The following is a 25,921-nucleotide window of genomic DNA, read 5'->3' as shown; positions in this document are numbered from 1 at the left end:
ATCTGTTAGGGATAAATTTGAATTTAAACATAAGGAACACTCCATATGTCTGAAGTCAATAAAATTGACGTTGACGCGTTAGAAACCCAAGAGTGGTTGCAAGCGCTTGAGTCAGTAGTAAAAGAAGAAGGCGTTGAACGCGCACAGTTTTTACTTGAACAAGTACTAGAGCAAGCACGTCTTGACGGCGTAGATATGCCAACTGGTATCACAACTAACTATGTGAATACTATCCCAGCAGATCAAGAGCCTGCATACCCAGGTGACACAACAATTGAGCGTCGTATTCGTTCAATCGTTCGTTGGAATGCGATCATGATCGTTTTACGTGCGTCTAAGAAAGACTTAGAGCTAGGCGGCCACATGGCGTCTTACCAGTCTTCGGCTGCATTCTATGAGATGTGTTTCAACCACTTCTTCCGTGCACCAAACGAAAAAGACGGTGGTGATTTAGTATATTACCAAGGTCACATTTCACCAGGTATCTACGCACGTGCTTTCCTTGAAGGCCGTTTAACTGAAGAGCAACTAGATAACTTTCGTCAAGAAGTAGATGGTAAAGGTATCTCTTCATACCCACACCCTAAGTTAATGCCTGAATTCTGGCAGTTCCCAACAGTTTCTATGGGTTTAGGTCCAATTGCATCAATCTACCAAGCGCGTTTCCTTAAATACCTAGAAGGTCGCGGTCTGAAAGAGACTAACGAGCAGCGCGTTTATGCGTTCTTAGGTGACGGTGAGATGGATGAGCCAGAATCACGTGGTGCAATTTCTTTCGCTGCGCGTGAGAAATTAGATAACCTTTGTTACCTAATTAACTGTAACCTTCAGCGTCTAGACGGCCCAGTAATGGGTAACGGTAAGATCATTCAAGAACTTGAAGGTCTATTCAAAGGTGCTGGCTGGAACGTAATTAAAGTTGTTTGGGGTGCTGGTTGGGATGCATTACTAGCGAAAGACACAACTGGTAAGCTATTACAGCTTATGAACGAGACAATCGACGGTGACTACCAAACATATAAAGCGAAAGATGGTGCATACGTTCGTGAGCATTTCTTCGGTCGTTACCCAGAAACTGCAGCACTTGTTGCTGATATGACTGATGATGAAATCTTCGCACTTAAGCGTGGTGGTCACGATACATCTAAGCTTTTCGCAGCTTACAAAGCAGCGCAAGAGACAAAAGGTCGTCCAACTGTAATCCTAGCTAAAACGGTTAAAGGTTATGGTATGGGTGAAGCAGCTGAAGGTAAGAATATTGCGCACCAAGTTAAGAAAATGGACATGACACACGTTGAACACCTTCGTTCACGTCTTGGCCTTGAAGACTTGGTATCTGATGAGCAAATCAAAGACTTACCATACTTGAAGCTTGAAGAAGGCTCTGCTGAGTATGAGTATCTTCACTCACGTCGTAAAGCGCTTCACGGTTATACACCTCAGCGTTTACCTAATTTCACGCAAGCTCTTGAACTACCAACTTTAGAGCAGTTCAAGCCGCTACTTGAAGAACAAAAGCGAGATATCTCTACAACTATGGGTTACGTACGTGCGCTAAATATCTTATTAAAAGATAAAGGCGTAGGTAAAAACATTGTTCCTATCATTGCTGATGAAGCACGTACATTTGGTATGGAAGGTCTATTCCGTCAAATTGGTATTTATAACCCGCATGGCCAGAACTACACACCTCAAGACCGTGACATCGTTTCTTACTACAAAGAAGCAACATCAGGTCAGGTACTTCAAGAAGGTATCAATGAACTAGGTGCAATGTCTTCATGGGTTGCGGCTGCAACATCATACTCGACAAATGACCTGCCGATGATCCCATTCTACATCTACTACTCTATGTTCGGTTTCCAACGTGTTGGCGACATGGCGTGGATGGCGGGTGACCAACAAGCACGTGGTTTCTTATTAGGTGCAACGGCTGGTCGTACAACCCTTAATGGTGAAGGTTTACAGCACGAAGACGGTCACTCGCACATTCAAGCGGGTACTATTCCTAACTGTATTTCTTACGACCCAACATTCGTATTTGAAGTAGCGGTAATCCTACAAGACGGTATTCGTCGCATGTACGGTCCTGAACAAGAAAACGTGTTCTACTACTTAACACTAATGAATGAAAACTACGCACAACCTGCAATGCCAGAAGGTGCGGAAGAAGGCATTCGTAAGGGTATCTATAAGCTTGAAGACAATGCAGGCGACAAAGCACACGTTCAACTAATGGGCTCAGGTACTATCTTAAACGAAGTACGTAAAGCTGGTCAGATCCTAAGCGAAGAATATGGCATCGGTTCAGATGTATTCTCTGTAACGTCATTCAATGAGCTTGCACGTGACGGTCAAGGTGTTGAGCGTTTCAACATGCTTAATCCTGCAGCAGATCAAAAAGTACCTTACATCACATCTGTATTAGGTGAGTCTCCAGCAATCGCTGCAACTGACTACATGAAGAACTATGCAGAGCAAGTACGTGCTTATATGCCAAGCGCTTCTTTCAAAGTACTTGGTACTGACGGTTACGGTCGTTCAGACAGCCGTGAAAACTTACGTCGTCACTTCGAAGTAAATGCAGGTTACGTAGTAGTCGCTGCACTTACAGAGCTTGTTAAGCAAGGTAAAATTGACGCATCAGTTGTGGCAGACGCTATCAAGAAATTTGATATCGACACAACGAAAACTAACCCACTATACGCATAAGAGGCAGATAGAATGGCAATCGAAATTCATGTTCCAGATATTGGTGCAGATGAGGTTGAAGTAACTGAAATCCTAGTTAACGTAGGTGATACAGTTGAAGTTGATCAATCTCTTATTTCAGTTGAAGGTGATAAAGCTTCAATGGAAGTGCCAGCTGCACAAGCGGGTACAGTGAAAGAAATTAAAGTAGCTGAAGGCGACACTGTTGCAACTGGTTCTTTAATTATGATTTTTGATGCTGCGGGTGATGCACCTGCAGCAGCCGAGCCTGAAGCACCAGCAGCCCCTGCGGCTGCACCTGCTCCAGCAGCGGCGTCTGAATTAGTTGAGGTTCACGTACCAGACATCGGTGGTGACGAAGTTGAAGTTACTGAAATCATGGTTGCCGTAGGCGACGTGGTTGAAGCTGACCAATCAATCTTAAACGTAGAAGGCGACAAGGCTTCTATGGAAGTACCAGCACCATTTGGCGGTACAGTTGTCGATATCAAAGTTGAAGTTGGCGGCAAAGTATCAACGGGCTCGTTAGTATTCGTATTTGAAACGGGTGCATCTGCGCCGGGAGCTGTTGAAGCGGCTCCTGCGGCAGCGCCTGCTCTAGCAGCGGCGGCAGAACTGATCGATGTTCACGTACCAGACATCGGCGGTGACGAAGTTGAAGTAACTGAAGTCATGGTTGCGGTAGGCGATGTGGTTGAAGCTGACCAATCAATCTTAAACGTAGAAGGTGATAAGGCTTCTATGGAAGTTCCTGCACCATTTGCAGGTACTGTTAAAGAAGTGAAAGTTGAAGTAGGCGGTAAAGTGTCGACTGGTTCTCTTGTTTTTGTATTTGAAACGCAAGGCTCTGCACCTGCTCCTGTAGCGGCGCCAGCACCTGCAAAAGCGGCTCCGGCAGCACCTGCGGCAAAACCAGCGCCAGCAGCGGCACCTGCAGCTTCAGCACAAAAAGATGAATTTGTAGCGAACGACCAATACGCACATGCATCACCTGTAGTTCGTCGTTTAGCACGTGAGTTTGGTGTAAACCTAGCACGTGTTAAGGGCACGGGTCGCAAGAGCCGTGTACTTAAAGAAGACGTACAAAACTACGTGAAAGAGTTAGTTAAGCAAGTTGAATCAGGTCAGCTATCTAAAGGTGGCAACACTGGCGGTGGCGAGCTAAACCTAATTCCTTGGCCAAAAGTAGACTTCAGCAAGTTTGGTGAAGTTGAAGAGAAGAAACTTTCTCGTATTCAAAAGCTTTCTGGTGCAAACCTTCACCGTAACTGGGTACAGATCCCACATGTTACGCAATTTGACGAAGCAGACATCACAACGCTGGAAGCATTTCGTAAAGAGCAGAATGTCCTGGCTGAGAAGAAGAAAATGGGCGTGAAGATCACTCCACTAGTATTCGTAATGAAAGCAGCAGCTAAAGCACTTGAAGAGTTCCCAACGTTTAATTCATCACTGTCTGAAGATGGCGAAAGCTTAATTCTTAAGAAGTATGTAAACATTGGTATCGCAGTAGATACGCCAAATGGTCTAGTTGTTCCTGTTGTTCGCGACGTGAACAAAAAAGGCATCATTGAGTTATCTCGCGAGTTAATGGAAATCTCTGGCAAAGCACGTGAAGGCAAACTAACTGCATCTGATATGCAGGGCGGTTGTTTCACGATTTCTAGCCTAGGTGGTATCGGTGGTACTGCGTTTACACCAATCGTAAACGCACCAGAAGTTGCTATCTTAGGTGTGTCTAAGTCTGACATGAAGCCGAAGTGGAATGGTAAAGAGTTTGAGCCGCGCCTAATGGTGCCGCTAAGCTGTTCATACGACCACCGTGTAATTGACGGTGCGTTAGCAGCACGCTTTACTGCAACACTTGCAGCTTACTTGAGCGACATTCGCCAGTTAGTAATGTAAGAAAAGAGCTTAACGCATAACTTCGGTTATGCGTTTTGCGTATAGCAAATAGTATTAATTGAACGAAATCTCTTGAAAATTGCACGACATATGTAAACGGCAATGCTAGAATTTCGCGCAATATTAATTTATCTGCCCAAAGTCTTGTTAATTGAGATAAATAGGCAGGAGTTTGGGTGATACAATTCTCGTATTATCCCGTTCGAATAACAGTTAAGGTAATAACATGAGCAACGAAATCAAAACTCAAGTTGTTGTACTAGGCGGTGGTCCTGGTGGTTACTCTGCAGCATTCCGTGCTGCTGATTTAGGTTTAGATGTAACATTAATCGAATCACGCAATACTTTAGGTGGTGTGTGCTTAAACGTAGGTTGTATTCCTTCAAAAGCACTTTTACACGTAGCTAAAGTAATTGATGACGCAGCTGAAATGGCGTCTCACGGTGTTACTTTCGGTGCTCCTCAAATCGACCTAGACAAAATCCGTTCATGGAAAGAGTCTGTAATTGGTCAACTTACTGGTGGCCTAGACGGCATGGCTAAAATGCGTAAAGTTAACGTAGTTAACGGTTACGGAAAATTCACAGGCTCTAACACTATTGCTGTTGAAGGCGAAAACGGTACAACTACTGTTACTTTCGATAACGCAATTATCGCTGCAGGTTCTCAGCCAGTTAACTTACCTTTCATCCCTGAAGATGATCGTGTAATTGACTCAACAGGCGCACTTGAACTTAAAGACGTTCCTGAAAAGTTGTTAGTACTTGGTGGTGGTATCATCGGTTTAGAGATGGGTACTGTTTACCGTGCACTAGGTTCACAAATCGACGTGGTTGAATTTGCTGATCAACTAGTACCAGCTGCAGATAAAGACGTTATCAAGATTTACCAAAAGTACGTTAAGAACAAGTTCAACGTAATGCTTTCTACTAAAGTGGTTGCAGTTGAAGCGAAAGAAGACGGTCTATACGTTTCATTTGAAGGTAAAAACGCACCAGCTGAAGCTGTTCGTTACGACAAAGTACTTGTTGCTGTTGGCCGTACACCAAACGGTAAACTACTTGACGCTGAAAAAGCGGGCGTAGCAGTAGATGAACGTGGCTTTATCAACACTGACAAGCAAATGAAGACAAACGTAAACCACATCTTCGCGATTGGTGATATCGTTGGTCAGCCAATGCTTGCACACAAAGCGGTTCACGAAGCACACGTTGCTGCTGAAGTTATCTCTGGTAAGAAACATTACTTTGATCCTAAATGTATTCCTTCAATCGCATACACAGATCCAGAAATCGCATGGGTAGGTGTAACTGAGAAAGAAGCAAAAGAGCAAGGCCTTAACATTGAAACTGCGGTATTCCCGTGGGCAGCATCTGGCCGTGCAATTGCTTCAGCACGTACTGAAGGTTCAACTAAGCTTATCTTCGATAAAGACTCAGGTCGCGTTATCGGTGGTGCAATGGTTGGTATCAACGCAGGTGAAATGCTTGGTGAAATCGGCCTAGCGGTTGAAATGGGCGCAGACGGTGAAGACCTAGCGTTAACAATTCACGCTCACCCAACACTGAACGAGTCAATCGGTCTTGCTGCAGAAATTTTTGAAGGTTCAATTACTGACCTACCAAACAAAAAAGCAGTTAAAAAGAAGTAATCTAATTCTTCTTTAGAAAACCCAGCCACTGCGCTGGGTTTTTTATTACCTGTATTTTTTGGGATTAGCTCAAAGAGATAAAAAACGCTAAAATACGCCGCTTGTTTGGGAGGGGTCGATTGAAAAATTCAGTATTAGCACTTAGACAACAACAAATCGCTGCAGCAAAGCGCGAATACAAGGCGCGAGGTTCAAAATTATCGCGCTGTGAGCATTGTTTGTTATCTGAAACCTTATGTATTTGTGATGGTATCGAAGAGGCAAGCTGTAATGCGGCTGTTTGTTTGCTGATGTATCACAATGAAAGTTTTAAGCCATCAAATACGGGGCGTTTAATTGCTGATATTGTGCCAGACAATTATGCGTTTCGTTGGGACAGAACAGAGCCAGATAAAGCGCTATTAGATTTATTGCAAAGTGATAAATATCAGCCCTTTATCGTGTTCCCTGAAGATAATATGCCAGTAGAACGGGTTGTTAAACAGGTCAATAGTATTGCAGGTAAAAAGCCGTTATTTGTTTTTTTAGATGGCACCTGGCGTGAAGCGAAGAAAATGATTCGTAAAAGCCCTTATCTAGACGGCTTCCCTATTTTATCAATTAGCCCGGAAAAACTTTCAGAATATCATTTACGAGTGGCTGCATTTGAACATCAACTCGGAACCGCTGAGGTCGCAATAATGGTACTAGAGTTAGCAGGGGAGCTTGATGCTTCGCAAAAGCTAGAGCGCCATTTTGTCGATTTTAGAAATGCGTATTTAAAAGGTAAGCGCAGTAAATTAGTGCCGTAATAACGGGATTCAAATTTGAAGTATGGCATTGCCGATTTTAGAAATGAGTCATTTCTTGAAGGGGAATTGCAGTAAGCTAGTGGCGCAAAGCGCCTATTCAAAACGTGATAAGTGAATTTTAGGCAAATAAAAAGCGCAGCTTAAAGCTGCGCCTTAACGGAATCTTATTAGCGTCCTGCTATGCACATATCGTTGTTTGATTAGTGCAATCCTTGATATCCCTATTTTGACATGACTCGTCAATGAGCTAAGTCCGTGCTCAATCCATCTATCCTATTTACAATCCTGTAAGAAAATCCGTTTAAGGTCCACATCCTGTAAACCATCAATTCCCTTGGCATCCTAGCCCAAAATCCATCTAGTAAATCCTACCAGCTCCTGCCGCTTACTAATCCTAAGTAAGGTCAATTCAGTCCATTTCCTTTTGACACTGCTAATTCTAGAGCAGTGGTTGTTGAATAAAACTATATAAAATGGCTTGGTGAATTTGTTTTATTGCTGAAATATAGTGTTTAACGTGGTTATGTTTTTATAAAACAAGGTGTTAACTATTTTGGGTGCGTGTGTGCACTTGGTTTTTTGAGATAAGTAGGAGTGTTCTGTGAGATATTTCCTACAGCTAAATTCGCTAATGTCTTTTGCTCTTCTAACTGAAAATTGTTTTCATTTAATTAAATTGAGTGCATTTAACGCTGTACATTCAATATCAGATAGATACAATTCAAGTGATAATACTTCTTATTAATGGTTCTAGAATATGAAAAAAGCAATCGCATTACTCGCACTGCTAGCAGCTGGTGAAGTTGCAGCAAAAGATGTTGTTAATATTTACTCTTATCGTCAGGGCTTTTTAATTGAACCTATTCTGCAAGAGTTCACAAAAGAGACAGGTATTGAAACAAAAGTTGTTTTTGCCAAAAAAGGTTTAATTGAAAAACTTAAAAAAGAAGGCAAATACACCAAAGCCGATATGGTACTTACGTCTAATTTTAGTGCGCTGTTACAACTTGAAGATGAAGGCTTAGTGCAACCGATTAAAAGTAACGTAATCGAAAAAAATGTACCAAAGCAATTTCGTGATGACGAAGGAAATTGGGTTGCACTGACTAAACGTGTACGTAATGTTTACTCGTCAAAAGAGCGTGTTGGTAAGTTAGACACGTTAACCTATGAAGATCTCGCAAAACCTGAATACAAAGGCAAAATTTGTATGCGCTCAGGTAAGCACCCTTATAATTTGGGCTTAGTTGCTTCTATGATTGCGCATCATGGCGAGGCAGAAGCGCGTGAATGGTTAAAGGGATTAAAAGCAAACTTAGCACGTAAGCCACAAGGTAACGACCGTGCACAAGTAAAAGCTGTAAAAGAAGGCTTGTGTGATGTAGCGCTTGGTAACAGTTATTATTTTGGTAAAATGCTGAACGATCCAAAGCAAGTGCCTTGGGCTGAGTCTGTATACATTAATTTCCCAAATCAGCAAGATCGTGGCTCACATATTAATGTATCTGGTGCGGTTTTAACCAAGTACGGAAAAAATACGACTAACGCATTAAAATTAATCGAATTTATGACTGACAACAAAGCTCAGAATATGTATGCTTCAGTGAATATGGAATATCCGGTAAAGACGGATGTTGAAGTGTCTGAGTTAGTGGCGTCTTGGGGCAAATTTAAGGAAGATGCACTGCCATTAACAAAGGTAAGTGAATACCGTCCATTGGCATTGAAGCTAATCGACGAGGTAAAATTTGATCTTTAATGCGCCTTAATTTTTCACTGTCTAAATGGCAGTTTATTGCTTTCGCGACAGGCTTTTGCCTGTCGCTTCCGTTATTGTTCCTGATTTTTGAATCCTTCCAGCCTGATAAGGAAGTCTTTGAACACTTAAAACAAACAGTATTGTGGGATTACACTTTTAATACCATAGTGTTGATTTTTGGCGTCTGCTTGCTTAGTTGTGTGATTGCGTTGCCGCTAGCATGGCTTTGTGCCTACAGCGACTTTCCCGGTAAAAAACATTTTGAGTGGGCATTAATGCTACCACTTGCAATGCCAACTTATATTATCGCCTATATTTACACCGACTTATTTGATTATGCGGGCCCTATTCAGTCATGGCTTCGCGCGGTTTTTGGCTGGCAGTCACCGAATGATTATTGGTTCTTTGATATTCGCACGCTAGGCGGTGCAATCGTAATGATTGCGTTAGTGCTTTACCCATATTTATTTTTGATTTTTAAAACGGCACTTAAAGAGCAATCTTATAAATTAGTTCAGGCCAGCCAAGTAATGGGTTACTCGCCCGTTAAAAGCTTTTTTAAAGTATCTATTCCGTTAGGGCGTGGCGCAATTGCTGCGGCACTAGCGCTGATCAGCATGGAATCAATGGCAGATTTTGCAACTGTAAACTATTTTGCTGTAAGTACTTTGACAACCGCAGTATACGATACTTGGCTTGGTTACTATTCACTTACTGCGGCAGCGAAAATCTCCGGCATTATGTTGCTGTTTTTGTTTGTCGTGATAGGTGTAGAAAAATTTAGCCGACGCAACCAAGCGGTATTTGAGCGCGGTGCAAGTGAGAATAACGGACCACTTTATTACCTATCGGGAAAGTCAGCGTGGTTAGCAACAGGATATTGTGCATTAATACTTTTTGCAGGGTTTGTGCTGCCAATTCTTATTTTGTTGAGCTACGCGGTGAGCTATTTTAGCGAGGCATGGAATAGCGATGCGTTTTTATACGCTTGGCAGAGCTTGAAAATAGCGCTAATAGTGAGTTTTGTTTGTGTTGCGTTAAGTGTGTTGGTGAATTTCTATCAACGTTCAAGCTTGTCGCGCTGGGCAGGAATGCCAGGCAAAGTTGCCAGTACTGGTTATGCATTACCTGGTACCGTATTAGCGATAGCAGTGCTACTGCCGCTTACGGCACTTGATCAACAGGTCAATATTTTTGCCGAATCAACACAGTGGTTTGCCGAGCCAGGATTGTTGTTTAGTGGTTCTATTTTTGCCTTAATGTTTGCTTACGTTGTGCGCTTTTATGCGATTTCACAAGGTGCAATAGAATCTAGCTATGCACGTATTTCGCCATCGCTTGATATGGCAAGTCATTCAATGGGTGTAAGTGCAGGCAATACTTTGCGCCGAGTGCATATGCCACTGCTTAAGCGCGGCATGCTTACTGCTGGTTTAATTGTATTTATTGAATGTATGAAAGAGTTACCTGCGGCACTGTTATTACGCCCTTTTGACTTTGAAACGCTGGCAACCTATGTTTTTCAATACGTCAGTGATGAGCAACTAGAGCTTGCCTCAGTGTCGGCGTTATTTATCGTACTTGTCGGTTTAATCCCTTTATATTTAGTTAATAACACTATGGAAGCTAAAGCATCTCATGAGTAATTTGTCGATTAACAATTTAGAATATAGCTACAATGGCAAACCGATCTTAAAAGATTTGTCATTGCAGGTAAAAGACAATGAAATTGTGTGTTTACTCGGTGCAAGTGGCTGTGGCAAAACCACCACATTAAAAGCAATCGCTGGCTTGTTGAAACCTAGCAAAGGCGATATCTCGATTGCGCAAGTTGCGGTTAACGGTGACTCCCTTTATGTTCCGCCACAAGAGCGCAATATCGGTATGATGTTTCAAGACTATGCGTTGTTTCCTCATTTAACCGTTGAGCAAAACATTGCGTTTGGCTTACATAAAGAATCCTCGAGTGTACGCAATGAGCGTGTTAAAGAAATGCTGTCACTGATTAAGCTTGAGGCATTTGCTGAGCGTTACCCGCATCAATTATCAGGTGGTCAGCAACAGCGGGTGGCAATTGCTCGCGCACTCGCATATAAACCGAGTTTATTGTTACTTGATGAACCATTTTCCAATATCGATCACCAAGTACGCTTCCAATTAATTGATGATATTCGCCGTATTATTAAAGATCAGCAAGTTTCCGCTATTTTTGTAACCCACTCCAAAGAGGAAGCTTTTGCTTTCGCCGATAAATTGGCAATTATGGAAGAGGGCAAAATTGCACAATTAGGCACGGCAGAAGCACTTTATCGCAAACCTGCGACAAAAGGCGTTGCGGCATTTTTAAGTGCTGGTATTTTTATTGATGCCGAAGCGACATCCAGCACTGAATTTAAAACTGAGTTTGGCACCATTACTTCACTTGAACCTGTTACCAATGACCAAAATGAAGTGTCAGGAAAAGGCTGTATATATTTAAAGCCCCAGTATTTAACTTTGAGCGAAAGCGAACAGGGAGTAGGTGAGTTTGTCGCGAGCCGTTTTGTTGGTAACCGCTATTTATGTCGTGTAAAACTAGGGCAACAAGAACTTGAAATTCCATGCACGCAACATCAGCGCTATGCTTATGGTCAGCGATTAGCTATTGATGTTCGTCCGCATTTGGTTAATTATTTCGCTTATACTAATAACAATTAAGTAGGAAATCCGCTATGCCACAAGCGCAATCAGGAGTTTGTGCTGAAGCCAATTTACATGGTGTGCATTTATTTTTAAATGTATTAGATGGCCAAGAACTCAGCTTGTCGAAAAAATTGGCAAGTATTATTGATATGCAAGAGCGGTTTGACCACGAATTTTCAGAAGCGCTTGTGTCTTGTGTTGTGGCGATTGGTTCGCAATTCTGGCCACATATTTACCCCAGTAAAATGCCAAAAACCTTGGCAGGCTTTCCGCAATTTGAACATATTGAGCATGCTACGCCATCACGTCCGATAGATTTAATGATTCAAATTAGGGCAGATCGCCTTGATGTAGTTCATTTGTTTGTGATGGAAGTAATTGAATTACTGAATGGTGATATTGAGCTGATTGACCAAGTAAAGTGTTTTCATTATTTAGACGGTCGTGACCTAAATGGCTTTATTTATGGTGTTGCTAATCCTCATGGTCGCAAAAAGCAGCTTGTCGCTTTAGTCGGGGATGAAGACGTTGCATTTTCTGCGGGCAGCTATATTCATGTGCAGCGTTATCGTTATGATTTAAAGGCGTGGCAAGAAATCTCAAAAGCTGAACAAGAAATTGTAATGGGCCGAATGGCTAATTCTAATCAAGCGGTTAGTTGCGCTCCGGAAAACAGTCATAGTGCACGCACAGAGCTTTACGATGACCATGGCAATGCATTATTTTTAAATCAAGGCATGCCATTTGCTGATATTAACCAGCAGGGCTTTTTATTTATTAGCTGTGCAAATAACGGCTATGCGTTTCAAACGCTTCTCAAACACCGTTTAGGCTACATTGATGATAATGGCCCAGATATGTGGCTAGAGTTTGCGAAAAGTGATTTTGGTGCGGCGTTTTTTGCGCCGTCAGTGAATATACTAAGGGAATTAGCTAGTTAGATTTAACAAGCTAGAGTTTAAGAGAGTTATGCAATACAAAACTCTCTTAATTAGTTTTAAACGTTTTCGAATAACTTTTTAACGCGCTCAAGTGTAACGTCAATTTCAGAGACTTTTTCAGGGGCGATAAAAATTGTATCATCACCAGCAATGGTGCCTAACACTCCGTCTGCTTTGCCAAGTGAATCAAGCAAACGTGCAATTAGTTGTGCAGCACCTGGACTGGTACGAATGATGATCATCATTTCGTTATGCATAATATCAATTACCAGTTGGCGCAGCGGGCTTTTCGCTGTCGGTACACCCATTTCTGCAGGTAAACAATACACCATTTCTTGTTTTGCATTACGTGTACGTACAGCGCCAAATTTACTTAACATGCGAGACACTTTGCTCTGACTAATATTGTCAAAACCCATGTCTTTTAAGGCATCAACAATCTCGCCTTGTGAACCAAAGTTTTCTTCTTTTAAAAGGGCTTTGAACGCTTTAACCAGCGCTTCTTGTTTATCTTGTATTTGCATGTGAACGGGCTGTTTAACCAATTGATGGACGTTACCTTAAATTTTACACAAGTTAGGGGTAATTGCATTAATAAAATCGTCATCTTAATTCAATTAGAGTTGAATTAATCTCAATGAAAATGCGATTTTTTTAATTGATAGCGTTGTCAACTAATCTAGTCGGATAAAGTTTACAACTATGGTCGAGATTTATATAAAAAATACCTGTTTTATTTGTTTTTATGCGCACTTTTCATTATCTTTATGGCACTTTTTTAAATACCTACCTCTAATCACGGAGAATTCACATGAAAGTTGCAGTTTTAGGCGCAGCTGGTGGTATCGGCCAGGCCCTTTCTTTATTACTTAAAACACAATTACCAGCTGGTTCTGAGCTATCGTTATACGATGTAGCGCCAGTTGTTCCAGGTGTTGCTGTTGACCTATCACATATCCCAACTGCAGTTAAAGTTGAAGGTTTTGGTAAAGACGATTTAGATGCAGCACTTGCTGGCGCAGATATCGTAATTATTCCAGCAGGTATGCCGCGTAAGCCAGGTATGGACCGTGCAGACTTATTCAATGTTAATGCAAGCATTGTTAAAACACTTGCTGAAGGCATTGTTAAAAACTGTCCTAAGGCGCTTGTAGGTGTTATCACTAACCCTGTAAACGGCACTGTACCAATCGTTGCTGAAGTATTCAAAAAGGCAGGTACTTACGAAGCTAACCGTGTATTCGGTGTAACGACACTAGACGTTATCCGTTCAGAAGCGTTTATCGCTGAACTTAAAGGCGTAGACGTTGCTTCTGTTAAAGTACCAGTAATCGGTGGTCACTCAGGTACAACTATTCTTCCTCTTCTTTCACAAGTTGAAGGTGTTGAGTTCACTGCAGAAGAAGTTGAAGCACTTACTCCACGTATTCAAAACGCAGGTACTGAAGTTGTTAACGCAAAAGCGGGCGGCGGTTCAGCGACACTTTCAATGGGCGCAGCAGCTGCACGTTTCACTCAGTCTTTAGTTAAAGGCTTACAAGGTGAAGAAGGTGTTATCGACTACGCATACGTTGCAATCGACGGTGGTGACGCAGCATACTTCGCACACCCAGTACGTTTAGGCAAAAACGGTGTAGAAGAAATTCTTTCTTACGGTGAGCTTAGCGCATTCGAAGAGAAAGCAAAGAACGACATGCTTGAAACGCTTAACAAAGACATTCAGGAAGGTATCGACTTCATCAACGGTTAATCGCGTTGAGAAAAGATTATAAAAGGCCGCAATTGCGGCCTTTTTTGTATCTTAATTGATAACAAATAAAAGGCGCTTTATGCGCCTTTTATTTTTTAATACTTAATTAACCTTGTTTGCTTGCAACCCAATCGTTTACAAAGCCTTCAAGAGTATTAAGTGGCACTGGACCGCTCTTAAGCACTACATCGTGGAATTCACGAATATCGAACTTTTCACCAAGTTGCTTCTTCGCGCTTTCACGTAATTCTACAATCTTGATCATACCGATTTTGTACGCCGTTGCTTGTGATGGCATTACAATGTGACGCTCTACCATCTTAACGCCGTCTGACGTTGCATTTGGCGTGTTATTTACGTAGTAGTCGATACCTTGTTGGCGCGTCCACTTCATTGCGTGAATACCTGTATCTACTACTAAGCGACATGCACGCCATAACTCCATCGCTAAACGACCGAAGTCTGAGTATGGGTCTTCATATAAGCCCATTTCTTTTGGCACCATTTCAGAGTATAAACCCCAGCCTTCAACGTATGCTGTGTAACCGCCAAACTTACGGAACTTAGGAACGCCTTCAAGCTCTTGCGCGATAGCAATTTGCATGTGGTGGCCTGGAATACCTTCATGGTAAGCAAGCGCTTCCATTTGGTAAGTTGGCATCGCTTCCATATCGTACAGGTTGGCATAGTAAATACCAGGGCGTGAGCCATCTGGCGCTGGTTGCTGGTAGAACGCTTTACCTGCTGCTTTTTCACGGAATGCTTCAACACGTTTTACAATCATGTCGGCTTTTGGCTTAACGATAAATAACTCATCAAGGCGCGACTTCATGTTATCGATCATTGCCGTCGCATCAGCAAGGTACTTTGCTTTACCTTCTTCCGTGTTTGGCAAGTAGAACTGCTTGTCGGTTTTCATGAATTCCATGAATGCTTTTAAGTCGCCTTTAAAACCAACTTTATCTTTGATTTCACGCATTTCATCATGAATACGTGCAACTTCAGCTAAACCAATCGCGTGAATTTCTTTCGCCGTAAGATCGGTTGTCGTCGTGCGTGCTAACGCATTGTTGTAGTAAGCTTCACCTTGCGGGAACTTCCAAGCACCATCGCGGTTATCAGCGCGAGATTCTAAACCAATTAAGTAGCTGATAAGCGATTCATAGGCAGGGCCAACCGCTGTTTTAAGAGCATTTGTTGCATCAGTGATAAGAGCGTCTTTTTCATCTTGTGCGATTTCTAACTTTGCCACTTTGCGTTTAAAGTCAGCAAGCAGGGTTGAATCTTCACCAGTTGTGAAAGGCGCACCTTTCAAAATGTTTTTGCTTGAATCAATTACATGTGGGAACACGAATTTAGGCGCGATAATGCCTTTTGCAGCACGAGTTTCTAGATCTTTTTCAAGTTGTTCAAATACCGTTGGTACACCATTTAAACGAGAAATATACGCTTTTGCATCACTTAAATCGGCAATTTGATGTTGGTTAATCAAAAATGCAGGGATCATTGAGTGTGTGCCATACATTTGATTTACTGGATACGTGTGGTAGCGCCATTTAAAGTCATCAATGCTTTGTACTAAACGCTGTTCCATTAAGTCATAGCTAACTTGTGTCGTGCTATCTAGCTTGCTGCGATCAAAAGCGCGCAGCGTTTCAAGGTCTTTTTTCGCAAGCGCTAAATCTTCTAACGCACGTGCTTCAGAACCGTCGTCCCATTTGTCATAGTCTTTTTTGATGCCCATGTAGGTTTGGTAAACAGGGCTGCGCATTACGCCGCGCATAAAAACTTCTTCAAAGAACGCGTTTGCACGTTCGCTTTCTGATTGTTGTTTAACTACTTCAGCAGTTGTATCTTGTGTTGTTGCTGGTCTTTGACAACCAACTAAAAAAACAGAGCTGATTGCTGCTGCAATTAATGAGCGCTTAAGCATTTTGTTTTACCTTTATAGTTATGACTTTATAACGAAGTATTTACTCAACGTTACTGTTTTACAGGGGTCGCTACAAACGACGTTACACAAATAATTGTAACAAGTCATTTAAAAAGCGGTGTCCTTTTGCGGTAACTTGCCAGATATTGTCGTTTTTTTGCATTAATCCTGAAGTAACCGCGTGATTTAAATTAGCTTCAACGTGTTCAAGTGGCAGCCCAGTAAACTCAACAAACTCGTTGATGTTGAATGATTCATGTAGGCGCAAGCGGTTCATGAAATATTCAAAAGGCAGTTCATCATTTGCGACGTGCCAGCTATCAAATAGGTATGGTCTGGTTAAGTCCATATAGCCTTTAGGGTGCTTTACCTTAACTGTGCGTAACAGTTTTTGTGTTGTTAAATCGGTGATTTTGCCATGGGCGCCACAGCCAATACCCAAGTAGTCACCAAAGCGCCAGTAATTTAAATTATGCTGACACTGATAACCCGGTTTGGCGTAGCCTGATATTTCATATTGCTCGTAACCTGCATCCGTTAACAGCTGGTGGCCTTGTTCTTGAATTTGCCACAAGGTTTCATCTTCAGGCAGTATAGGCGGTTTTGACGCAAATTGGGTATTAGGTTCAATAGTGAGTTGATACCACGAAATATGGGGCGGATTGAGCGCGATAACTTGTTTAAGATCACTCAGTGCATCATCGATGGACTGATCTGGCAATCCATGCATTAAGTCCATATTAAAACTGTTTAAACCTATGGTCTTTGCTAATTTTGCCGCATTAATTGCTTCATCGGCATTGTGAATACGGCCAAGGCTTTTTAGTTTGTCTTGTTGCAGCGATTGAACACCAATAGAAATACGATTGACGCCAGCTGCGCGGTAGCCAATAAAGCGCTCAGCTTCGACAGTACCCGGGTTAGCTTCAAGGGTAACTTCTATATCCTTTGCGAACGGTATAAGGCGCTCAACACCTTGCAATAAGGAAGCTATAGCTTTTTCACTAAACAGGCTCGGTGTACCACCACCGATAAATATACTAGTGAGTTTACGGCCTTGTACATATGCAAGGTCGGTTTTTAAATCATCTAGCAAGTGCTGTACGTAAGCAGATTCAGGAATATCTGACTTTACGCCATGACTATTAAAGTCACAGTAGGGGCACTTTTGCACACACCAAGGTATATGTATGTATAGACTTAATGGTGGCAGTTTCATTAATTAGCCTTGAGCAAGTCGAGCAGTTGATTAAGCGCCTTTCCGCGGTGGCTTAGGCTATTTTTAGTTGCCTTATCCAGCATTGCCGCGCTGCAATTTTTCTCGTGACTAAAGAATACTGGGTCGTAACCAAAGCCTTGTTCACCTTGACGCTCAGGTAAAATTTCACCTTGCCATACACCTTGGCAAATCAATGGGGTAGGGTCGTCTGCATGGCGCATTAATACTAATACACACCAAAAACGGGCTGTACGATTCGGATTATCGCCCAGTTCACTTAATAGCTTATCAATGTTATCAGAGTCATTCGCATTAACACCTGCAAATCGTGCTGAGTAAATGCCCGGAGCACCGCCTAGCGCTTCAACTTCCAGACCTGAATCGTCGGCGATTGCCGGTAAGCCAGTAATCTTTGCTGCATGCCTTGCTTTGATTATGGCATTTTCAATAAATGTGGTGCCGGTTTCTGCAACTTCTGGCACATCAAACTCTGACTGTGCGACTACTTCAATATTCAAACTAGCAAGTTTATGCGCAAGCTCAGCAACTTTGCCTTGGTTACCCGTTGCCAAAACGATTTTTTCAAATGACATAAAACGAAATTTCTAAAGGAATGATGTTAGGTATTATATCAAGAGCGCAAGCGTATTGCTTCGTGGATTTCATGAAATGTTATATTGTTACTTTTCAATGAGTTAGAGCCCGAGTGATTATTCTAAATGCCATAAATATGAAATCTTAGTTTAACAATAGATAAGTAGGCTATCGCAAATTTTAAATCATACGGGTACAAAATAATGAAAAAAACATGTGTCGCCCTAGCAGTTGCTAGCTTACTTATGACGGGTTGCGGTTCTGACGATAAAGAAATCGTAGAAGTAATTAAAGAAGTTGAAGTAATTAAAGAGGTGGAAGTACCACCAGTAGCGGTTACTGAAGTTAAAAACGTGATTTTAATGATTGGTGACGGTATGGGCCCTCAGCAAGTTGGCTTACTTGAAGAGTATGCGCGCCGCGCACCTAATTCAACGTACAGTGCTAAAAATGGTGTGACTGCGTTATCTAACTTTGCCAATCAAGGTGTAATGGGCTTGTCTCTTAATGCACCGCATGGTGATAATGGTAAGCTGGTTGTTGACTCAGCGTGTTCTGCAACACAATTAGCAACAGGCTTAGCGGCAGGTTCTGAAATGATTGGCCTTGATGACCAAGGTAATATCGTTGAAACCATTTTAGAAAAGGCGAAAAAAGCAGGCAAAGCAACAGGCTTGGTATCAGATACTCGCATTACCCATGCAACACCAGCGGCATTTGCCGCGCACCAACCACATCGTTCACTTGAACCTGCGATTGCTGAAGAGCTAATTGAAAGTGGCAATGTTGATGTATTACTTTCAGGTGGTGCTCGCGTATTCTTACCGTCTGATATTAAAACAGATGCGGCCGATCGTGATGTTATGAGTGCACTTGGCGCGTCTGAATCGGTATATAAAAAATCAAAGCGTAGCGACAACCGTAACTTAGTCGTTGAAGCGAAAGAGCAGTTTGGTTATGAACTAGCGTTTGATAAAGCGCAGCTAGCTGCTACAGAATCAACTAAACTACTTGGTTTGTTCGCAAACTCGGGTATGGCTGACGGTATTGCCTACTCAGCATGTAAAGAAGCAAATAACTGTTCTCAGCCATCGCTTAAAGAAATGACTAAAAAGGCACTTGATGTGCTTTCTAAAGATGAAGATGGCTTCTTCCTAATGATTGAAGGTGGTCAAATTGACTGGGCAGGACACGCGAACGATGCGGGTTGGATGCTACATGAACTATTAAAGTTTGACGAAGCGGTAGAAGCGGTTTACGAATGGGTAAAAGACCGTAACGATACGCTAGTTGTTGTAACAGCTGACCATGAAACGGGCAGTTTTGGTTTTAGTTACTCACGTTACAATATGCCTGAAGCAACAACACTTCCTGGCGATGGCATGCAAGGTCGCGACTACAAGCCTAACTTCAACTTTGGTGATTTAAGCCACTTAGAAATGTTGTATAAGCAGTCGGGAACTTTCTACAACATGCTTGATATGGCAAACGCAGATTGGAACTTTGACGCTGCAACAGCAAACGACTGGATGACTGCAATTAATAACTACAGCGCGTATAAAGTGACACTAGAGGAAGCTGAGAAAGTAGGTGAGCGTGAAAATAACCCTTACTATGACCCAGATCACTCTTATCAAAGTGCTGATGTAACGCCAAAGTTTGACGACTTTAACGAGTTTTATGTATATGCAGACGAAGACCACACTGCAAAAATTGGTCGTGCACTTGCTCGTCACCAAAATGTTGTTTGGGGTACAGGTACACATACAGCAGCACCTGTTCCAGTTTATGCGTTTGGTCCTGAAGGTGTAACTAAGCAGTTCTCAACCATGCAACACCATGTTGATATTGGTCAGAAAATGATGACAGCGCTTGGCTTGTAAACTCGCTTATCGAGTAACACTAGGGTCTGTTGACCTTTCAAGTTCGTTTTTGCAGCAGTTTGATTGGGTTTTATACAAGGCAGAGGCTGCGTGGCATAGTTATTCTATGTGAGTCAGCCGATAACACAGTAGAAAAGCCAATCAAGCGCTGCCGAACGGTTCTTTTGAGCGCACTTTTCTCATTGTTGTTCGATATTCGCTTAGATTGCTAGGCCACACATCGAGCGCCGCGATAAAAGCACGCTCAAAGAGAACAAAAATAGAACAGCAAAGATCAACAGACCCTAGTAACAAAAAAGCGCCGTAAGGCGCTTTTTTAATATGTAGACTAATTTGTTTAAGAAAAAACTTTAATCAACATAAAATTTTTGTTGAAAGCTGAGTACTTCGCTTTTATTTTGCCCTTTAATATCAAGCTTAAAGCGATACAGTTCTTCATTGCTGTAGCCAAGCTCTGCAATATAGTAAATTGCATCACCATCGATGATCTCTTTAAATGCTAGCGCTTCATTGTGACCAAGTAAGTTTTTGGCAGTGCCTGAAATAGCTATTTTTTGTGCTTTTTTCGTTGCTTTATCCAATACCGAAATATTGATAACCGCATTGTAATTACTGCGTTCAATACCATAGTGTTGCGCTATTTTTGGTTGCAATACAGTTGATGGAAAAGCAATGTAATGCACTTGCCAGTTACCAAGCTCTTTGTATTGCCCACCTTGCTCGGTATTTGCTAAAACGCTTGTAGCCATAAATGCACAAAATGCTAAACAAAGTGAAATTAGGGTTTTCATAATCCGCCCCTTAAATTAAGTATTAATATTAGTATAGATGACAAAAAAGCCGCATTCTGCGGCTTTTTTATTCTACCTGAATTTATTCGTTTTTATCTAAATAAATCAAGGAATAAGATTTGCAGAAACTGTAATCCAATAATCAGCACCAAGATTGATAAATCTAACCCGCCAATTGGTGGAATGATTTTTCTAATCGGGCGTAGCATTGGCTCAGTGAGTTGATGGAAAATCGCTTCGATTGGGTTATGTCCTTGGCTTACCCAGCTTAAAATTGCTCGGATAACTAGTACCCAAAAGGCTAAGTTTAAACCTTCTTTGATCACAGTAATTAAACTGCCAACCAATACGGTAACAGGTTCAATTCCACCAAAGAACAGCAGTGAAATGGTCACTATTTTGAGCGCGGCGACAATCAGCGCAAGCACTAATGAGGCAAGATCAAAACCGCCAAGTCCAGGAATTACCTTGCGAATTGGGTTGAGTAAAGGGCTGGTGGCTTTTACTACAAACTGGCTGAGCGGATTATAGAAATCAGCGCGCGCGGATTGTAGCCAAAAGCGCAGTAATACAACCATCAAGTACAAGTCAAAAACGACTTCAACTAAAAATCGAAACGCGTCATTCATTAAAATTCTTGCTCCATTTGTTGTGCGCGTGCGATACACGCATCCATCGCATCGGCGACAGTTTGCGTTAAGTTCTGCTGCTCTAAATGCGCGATTGCCGCGGCAGTTGTACCGCCTTTTGAAGTAACATTAGCACGTAACTGACTGATTGATAAGTCAGGCGATTTTGCCACCATATCGCTGGCACCTACAGCCACTTGCTGTACCAGTTCTCTTGCTTGTTCAGCGTTAAAACCGAGCTCTTTTGCTTTTTGTTCAATCGCTTCTAAGAACAAAAATACATACGCAGGAGATGAACCCGTTACCGCAATAATATCGTTAATTTGGTCTTCTTCTGAAAGCCAAGTAACAATACCTGTTGCGCTAAATACCTCGGTAGCAAATTGTTTTTCTTGCTCACTGGTATTATTGCTGAATAAGCCACTTACGCCTTTGCTTTGTAAGCTAGGGGTATTTGGCATGCAGCGGATCATCTTAACCGGGTGGTCTAGCATTTCTTGTAAACGCGCCACTTTAATGCCTGCCGCAACGGAAATAAACACTTTGTCTTGGTAGGCGATACCTGAATCTTTAATGGTTTGGCATAGGTCTGCCATCATTTGCGGTTTAACCGAGAGTACAACGTAATCGGCTTGATCGATTGCTTTTATGTTGTCGTTAGTTACTTGAATACCAAAGTCATTGCCAACTTTGGCAAGTTTTTCTGCATTGCGGTTGGTTGCGATAATATTGTTTGGGGCAAAGCCGCCATTGATTAATCCGCCAATAATGGCGTAACTCATATTACCGGTACCAATAAATGCAATGGTGTTTTGTGACATAGGAACTCTCTTTTTGGTTAATCGTTAGTTTCTTGGGCCAAAGATATCGGTGCCAATACGCACCATAGTGCTGCCTTGACTTATTGCTGCTTCAACATCGTTACTCATGCCCATTGAAAGCGTATCTATACTATCATATTGGGATTTCAATTGATTAAAACAAGTTTGCAGTTTGGCAAAGCTGTGTTGTTGCTCGTTTAGTGAATCGCTTTTTTTAGGAATGGCCATAACACCACGCAATAGCAAGTTGTCAGATGTTGCAATGTACTGAGCTAAGGCATCCACTTCTGACAGCGAACAGCCAGACTTGCTCTGCTCATCATCAATATTAACTTGTATAAGCACATTTAATTTAGCGCGTTCAGAGGGGCGTTGATCATTTAGGCGTCTGGCTATTTTAATGCGGTCGACACTTTGCACCCAGTCAAAATGAGCTGCTACTTGTGCGCTTTTATTCGATTGAATAGGGCCGATAAAGTGCCATTCAATGTCGCTTAAATCGGATAATTCAGCGATTTTATCGACCGCTTCTTGCACGTATGACTCGCCAAATTGACGTTGGCCAGCTTGGTAGGCCTCTCGTATTAAAGTGCTAGACTTTGTCTTACTGACCGCCAATAAAGCCACTTTTTGCCCTAAAATGTGAGAATTTTTTATCGCTTTTGCGATTCTGTCATAGGCTATTTTAAGTCGTTCTGCTATTGTAATCATATAATTATTCAAATAAGTAACTTAGTGGAGCAATCCAATGGACATTACTGAATTACTGGCATTCAGTGTGCAACATAATGCATCAGATTTACACTTATCATCAGGTGTTTCACCTATGATCCGCGTTGATGGCGACGTTCGAAGAATCAATATCCCCGCACTTGGACCAAAAGACGTAAACGGCTTAGTGTATGATATTATGAATGATAAGCAGCGAAAAGAATACGAAGAAAACTTAGAATGTGACTTTTCTTTCGAAGTGCCAAACCTAGCGCGTTTCCGTGTTAATGCCTTTAATTCTAACCGTGGTCCAGCCGCGGTATTTCGTACCATCCCAAGCACCGTTTTAACCCTTGATGACTTAGGCTGTCCTGAAATATTCAAAGATATTTCCAATAACCCGCGTGGCTTAGTGTTGGTAACGGGACCGACAGGTTCGGGTAAATCAACAACGCTTGCCGCGATGATTGATTATATTAATTCGCATAAGCATCACCACGTTCTGACTATTGAAGATCCTATCGAATTCGTACACGACAATAAGCAAAGCTTAATAAACCAACGTGAAGTACACCGTGATACACACAGCTTTAATAACGCACTTCGCTCGGCACTTCGTGAAGATCCAGATGTTATTCTGGTCGGTGAATTACGTGATTTAGAGACCATTCGCCTTGCAATGACCGCGGCAGAAACCGGTCACTTAGTATTTGGCACCTTGCACACCACCTCAGCACCAAAAACCATTGACCGTATTATCGACGTATTCCCAGGTGAAGAAAAAGACATGGTACGTTCAATGCTATCTGAATCATTACGTGCTGTAATTTCACAAACACTCGTGAAAAAAGTAGGTGGCGGACGAATCGCAGCACACGAAATTATGATAGGTACACCAGCAATTCGTAACCTTATTCGTGAAGATAAAATTGCGCAAATGTATTCATCGCTACAAACCGGTGCATCGCACGGCATGCAGACGATGGATCAGTGTTTAGGTAACTTGCTAAATCGCGGCTTAATTACACAGCAAGATGCATATGCAAAAGCCCACGATAAGAGCAACTTTGGCGCAGCAGGCGCACGATCTTACTAGGGGTAAATTATGCACGGCTTAGATCATTTTTTAAAACAAATGGTAGAGAGTGAAGCATCGGATTTATTCGTGTCTACATTCTTGCCTGTAAGTGTAAAAGTTAATGGCGAACTTCGTCCGATTGGTCATTCAGATTTAACTGAAGAAGAAGCGTTAGAGCTCGTTGAATCGGCAATGACCGACAAGCAGAAAACCGAATTTCATGAAACCAAAGAATGCAACTTTGCGATCGCACGTGATTCGGGCCGTTTCCGTGTTTCGGCTTTTTGGCAGCGCGACAAAGCGGGCATGGTTGTTCGTCGTATCGTAACCACCATTCCGGAAGTACACGACCTTGGCTTACCACCGGTTTTAACCGACGTGATTATGTCAAAACGTGGTTTAGTCCTGTTTGTGGGTGGTACCGGTACCGGTAAATCAACTTCACTTGCGGCACTGTTAGGGTATCGTAACCGCAACCAGCGTGGTCATATCTTAACTATTGAGGACCCGATTGAATTTGTTCACGAACACCAAAAGAGTATTGTAACGCAACGTGAAGTGGGACTGGATACTGAAAGTTTCGAATCGGCGCTAAAGAGCTCTCTACGTCAGGCCCCTGATGTAATTTTGATTGGTGAGATCCGCTCGCAAGAAACTATGGAATATGCGCTTTCATTTGCTGAAACAGGTCACTTGTGTGTGGCTACACTGCACGCAAACAACGCGAACCAAGCAATCGACCGTATTATGCATTTAGTACCAAAAGAAAAGCACGATAAGTTAAAGTACGATTTAGCACTTAACTTACGTGCTATTGTTGCACAGCAGCTTGTGCCGACCAGTGATGGTCATGGTCGTGCAGCAGCAATTGAAATATTGCTTAACTCGCCAATGGTGGCAGAACTAATAAAACGCGGTGAAGTAGGGGCAATTAAAGAAACCATGTCTAAATCGCGCGAAATGGGTATGCAAACCTTTGACCAAGCGTTATTTGACCTTTACCAGCAGCATCGCATTAATTATGCCGATGCGCTGCACCATGCTGACTCACCGAACGATCTGCGCTTAATGATTAAATTACGCAATAATGAACAACAAGGAGCAGGCTTTTTACAAGGTGTTACGGTTGATGGCCTTGATGGAGATAAAAACTAGTAGTAAGTTATACGCTTATGTTGAAGTTAAGTCGTTTGAAACTTTGTTTTTGTGTATTAGCGAGTATGTTATTTGGTTTTGCTGCGAACGCTGCGAATTCAAGTAACACCGTTGATATGTATATTCGCGATGATGTGTATGTGGATTTTCAGGCTTTTCTAGCTGGACGTGATGTACATCAGATTACCTCGTTTAGCGGTTATCGCATGCGTCGCGACGTAGTGGATATGGTGCTTGCATTGCAAGCATTAAAACTCGGTGGTTTTGATAAAACATTTAACTACCAAGTGGGCAAAGTAACGCTGCGCAACACCAATATTTTAGAGCGTGGTAAGCAATTACTTAGCTTCGACACATACTGGTACGCAGATGCAGAAAAAATAGCAGAGCACGCTTATATTTCTGCACCTGTGTTTAACAAAGGAGAGTACCTAGCAGGCGTATTTGCTCATCCTGAAAACCGAAAAGTCTTTGCAATTGACAGCCTAGATGATTTTTCTCATTTCACATCGATTTCAACGCCCCGTTGGCACGCCGACTGGCAAACTCTCAAAAGCTTGAAGTTAAAAAAGCTGTACAAAGATGATGAATGGTTACAACAAATTCGTGCGGTTGATAAAAAGTGGGCGGATTTTGCTTTGTTGCCGTTTATGCCTGCTGTTAATAATCACTACAAATTGCATTCGTTAGAGTTACTTGCTGTGTCGGGCATCGCACTTACATTTGATGATAGTCGTCATTATGTGGTGAGCAAAACCCACCCTGATGGTAAGGCGGCGTTTGAGGCGTTACAAAAAGGGTTAGTAATACTCGCAGAGCAAAAACGCATTAAATCAGCCTATATTGAAGCGGGCTTTATTCCTGAAAAGGGCAGTGTGAAAGTGCTAAATAGTGAGTTAATTAGTAAAGACTAAGC

Annotated in this window: 21 protein-coding genes; 13 read left to right on the top strand and 8 right to left on the bottom strand. The window is 42.2% G+C overall.

The annotated features are described in order from the left end of the window. The first annotated feature begins 45 nt into the window (after window positions 1-45). The 8 genes from aceE (at window position 46) to L1068_RS08300 (ending at window position 12,441) form a co-directional block, all read left to right on the top strand. A complete protein-coding gene (aceE, locus tag L1068_RS08335) occupies window positions 46-2,712 on the top strand; it encodes a pyruvate dehydrogenase (acetyl-transferring), homodimeric type (RefSeq protein ID WP_237129877.1) in 2,667 nt (888 codons plus the stop codon). Between the two features lie 12 nt (window positions 2,713-2,724). Beyond that, entirely contained in the window at window positions 2,725-4,617 is a 1,893-nt protein-coding gene (gene aceF / locus L1068_RS08330) for a pyruvate dehydrogenase complex dihydrolipoyllysine-residue acetyltransferase (protein ID WP_237129876.1), read from the top strand. A gap of 226 nt (window positions 4,618-4,843) precedes the next feature. Continuing rightward, window positions 4,844-6,268, top strand: coding sequence for a dihydrolipoyl dehydrogenase (gene lpdA / locus L1068_RS08325; RefSeq protein WP_237129875.1), 1,425 nt, complete (start codon window positions 4,844-4,846; stop codon window positions 6,266-6,268). 119 nt (window positions 6,269-6,387) lie between these two features. Next, window positions 6,388-7,059: a DTW domain-containing protein gene (locus L1068_RS08320; protein ID WP_237129873.1), complete on the top strand. Its 672-nt coding sequence runs from the start codon at window positions 6,388-6,390 to the stop codon at window positions 7,057-7,059. Window positions 7,060-7,816: 757 nt separating this feature from the next. Further along, window positions 7,817-8,818, top strand: coding sequence for a Fe(3+) ABC transporter substrate-binding protein (locus L1068_RS08315; RefSeq protein WP_054979984.1), 1,002 nt, complete (start codon window positions 7,817-7,819; stop codon window positions 8,816-8,818). Further along, window positions 8,818-10,464 carry an iron ABC transporter permease gene (locus L1068_RS08310; RefSeq protein WP_237129872.1) on the top strand — a complete coding sequence of 549 codons (1,647 nt, stop codon included), beginning with the start codon at window positions 8,818-8,820 and terminating at the stop codon, window positions 10,462-10,464. The genes L1068_RS08315 and L1068_RS08310 overlap by 1 nt, the downstream gene beginning before the upstream one ends. Continuing rightward, window positions 10,457-11,515, top strand: coding sequence for an ABC transporter ATP-binding protein (locus tag L1068_RS08305; protein ID WP_237129871.1), 1,059 nt, complete (start codon window positions 10,457-10,459; stop codon window positions 11,513-11,515). The genes L1068_RS08310 and L1068_RS08305 overlap by 8 nt, the downstream gene beginning before the upstream one ends. Before the next feature lie 14 nt (window positions 11,516-11,529). Continuing rightward, entirely contained in the window at window positions 11,530-12,441 is a 912-nt protein-coding gene (locus tag L1068_RS08300; protein WP_237129870.1) for a Dyp-type peroxidase, read from the top strand. A gap of 56 nt (window positions 12,442-12,497) precedes the next feature. On the opposite strand, the gene argR is transcribed toward L1068_RS08300, so the two are convergent. Continuing rightward, a complete protein-coding gene (argR, locus tag L1068_RS08295) occupies window positions 12,498-12,965 on the bottom strand; it encodes a transcriptional regulator ArgR (protein WP_054979988.1) in 468 nt (155 codons plus the stop codon). A 287-nt stretch (window positions 12,966-13,252) separates the two neighbouring features. Here argR and mdh point away from each other — a divergent pair, with 287 nt between their 5' ends. Next, complete coding sequence (gene mdh, locus L1068_RS08290) at window positions 13,253-14,191, top strand: malate dehydrogenase (protein ID WP_010561728.1); 939 nt, start codon at window positions 13,253-13,255, stop codon at window positions 14,189-14,191. A gap of 106 nt (window positions 14,192-14,297) precedes the next feature. On the opposite strand, the gene L1068_RS08285 is transcribed toward mdh, so the two are convergent. The 3 genes from L1068_RS08285 to rdgB form a co-directional block, all read right to left on the bottom strand. After that, entirely contained in the window at window positions 14,298-16,124 is a 1,827-nt protein-coding gene (locus L1068_RS08285; RefSeq protein ID WP_237129869.1) for a DUF885 domain-containing protein, read from the bottom strand. 82 nt (window positions 16,125-16,206) lie between these two features. After that, on the bottom strand, window positions 16,207-17,343 hold the full coding sequence (gene hemW, locus L1068_RS08280; RefSeq protein ID WP_237129868.1) for a radical SAM family heme chaperone HemW: 1,137 nt from the start codon (window positions 17,341-17,343) through the stop codon (window positions 16,207-16,209). Next, on the bottom strand, window positions 17,343-17,936 hold the full coding sequence (rdgB, locus tag L1068_RS08275) for an RdgB/HAM1 family non-canonical purine NTP pyrophosphatase (protein WP_237129867.1): 594 nt from the start codon (window positions 17,934-17,936) through the stop codon (window positions 17,343-17,345). The genes hemW and rdgB overlap by 1 nt, the downstream gene beginning before the upstream one ends. A 204-nt stretch (window positions 17,937-18,140) precedes the next feature. On the opposite strand from rdgB, the gene L1068_RS08270 reads away from it, so the two are divergent. Beyond that, entirely contained in the window at window positions 18,141-19,820 is a 1,680-nt protein-coding gene (locus L1068_RS08270; protein ID WP_237129866.1) for an alkaline phosphatase, read from the top strand. 350 nt (window positions 19,821-20,170) lie between these two features. Here L1068_RS08270 and L1068_RS08265 read toward each other — a convergent pair whose 3' ends face one another. From L1068_RS08265 to L1068_RS08250, 4 genes are all read right to left on the bottom strand, one after another. Further along, window positions 20,171-20,611, bottom strand: coding sequence for a DUF4426 domain-containing protein (locus tag L1068_RS08265; RefSeq protein WP_237129865.1), 441 nt, complete (start codon window positions 20,609-20,611; stop codon window positions 20,171-20,173). Between the two features lie 92 nt (window positions 20,612-20,703). Further along, the gene (locus tag L1068_RS08260; protein WP_237129864.1) at window positions 20,704-21,240 is read right to left on the bottom strand and encodes a YggT family protein; all 537 of its coding nucleotides are present in this window, start codon (window positions 21,238-21,240) and stop codon (window positions 20,704-20,706) included. After that, window positions 21,240-22,061: a pyrroline-5-carboxylate reductase gene (gene proC, locus L1068_RS08255; protein WP_100913880.1), complete on the bottom strand. Its 822-nt coding sequence runs from the start codon at window positions 22,059-22,061 to the stop codon at window positions 21,240-21,242. The genes L1068_RS08260 and proC overlap by 1 nt, the downstream gene beginning before the upstream one ends. Window positions 22,062-22,085: 24 nt before the next feature. Further along, on the bottom strand, window positions 22,086-22,772 hold the full coding sequence (locus tag L1068_RS08250) for a YggS family pyridoxal phosphate-dependent enzyme (protein WP_237129863.1): 687 nt from the start codon (window positions 22,770-22,772) through the stop codon (window positions 22,086-22,088). Between the two features lie 37 nt (window positions 22,773-22,809). Here L1068_RS08250 and L1068_RS08245 point away from each other — a divergent pair, with 37 nt between their 5' ends. Genes L1068_RS08245 through L1068_RS08235 form a run of 3 tightly spaced genes read left to right on the top strand, consistent with a single transcriptional unit; the run spans window position 22,810 to window position 25,919 of the window. After that, window positions 22,810-23,868: a type IV pilus twitching motility protein PilT gene (locus L1068_RS08245; protein ID WP_010561719.1), complete on the top strand. Its 1,059-nt coding sequence runs from the start codon at window positions 22,810-22,812 to the stop codon at window positions 23,866-23,868. Between the two features lie 6 nt (window positions 23,869-23,874). Continuing rightward, on the top strand, window positions 23,875-25,005 hold the full coding sequence (locus L1068_RS08240) for a PilT/PilU family type 4a pilus ATPase (RefSeq protein WP_343221899.1): 1,131 nt from the start codon (window positions 23,875-23,877) through the stop codon (window positions 25,003-25,005). A 35-nt stretch (window positions 25,006-25,040) separates the two neighbouring features. Continuing rightward, on the top strand, window positions 25,041-25,919 hold the full coding sequence (locus L1068_RS08235; RefSeq protein ID WP_237129861.1) for a hypothetical protein: 879 nt from the start codon (window positions 25,041-25,043) through the stop codon (window positions 25,917-25,919). The last annotated feature ends 2 nt before the right edge of the window (window positions 25,920-25,921 follow it).

It is taken from the genome of Pseudoalteromonas sp. MMG024 (assembly GCF_021654175.1).
Lineage (GTDB): Bacteria > Pseudomonadota > Gammaproteobacteria > Enterobacterales > Alteromonadaceae > Pseudoalteromonas.
Note: the sequence above shows the minus strand (reverse complement) of the source record. Positions and strands in the feature narration are given on the sequence as shown.